Here is a 596-nt window from a genome sequence, read left to right as displayed (position 1 = left end):
GACGAGCCGCACGTCATCCCCATCTACGACTTCGGCGAGATCGACGGACGACTGTATGTGACCATGCGGCTCATCGAAGGCCGCGACCTACACGACGTACTGGCCGACGGGCCGCTCGAGCCCGCGCGGGCGATCGCGATCATCGACCAGATCGCCTCGGCACTACACGCCGCCCACGAAATCGGGCTGATCCACCGCGACGTCAAACCCTCCAACATCCTGGTCGCCAAGGACGACTTCGCCTACCTGATCGACTTCGGCATCGCCCGCGCGGCCGGGGAAACCGGGCTCACCAGCACCGGGGCGGCCATCGGCACCTGGGCCTACATGTCCCCCGAACGGCTCAACACCGGACAGGCCGACGCCCGCGCCGACATCTACGCCCTGGCCTGCGTGCTGTTCGAGGCGCTGACCGGGCAGCGCCCCTACCCCGGTGACAGCCTCGAACAACAAATCGTCGGGCACCTGACCACCCCGCCGCCCCGGCCTTCGGTGCTGCGACCCGGGGTGCCGGCGCCGATGGATGCCGTCATCGCCAAAGGCATGGCCAAAGACCCCGCCCAGCGCTATGCCACCACCGTGGAATTCGCGCACGC

The 596-nt window shown here is 68.5% G+C and carries 1 protein-coding gene; it reads left to right on the top strand.

Annotation, left to right across the window (positions count from 1 at the left end; all coding sequences use genetic code 11):
• Positions 1-596: serine/threonine-protein kinase (locus A5678_RS12620; protein WP_156746892.1), on the top strand; the 596-nt coding region annotated here is incomplete at both ends.

The sequence above is a fragment of the Mycobacterium sp. E2733 genome (assembly GCF_001667585.1).
GTDB lineage: Bacteria > Actinomycetota > Actinomycetes > Mycobacteriales > Mycobacteriaceae > Mycobacterium.
Note: the sequence above shows the minus strand (reverse complement) of the source record. Positions and strands in the feature narration are given on the sequence as shown.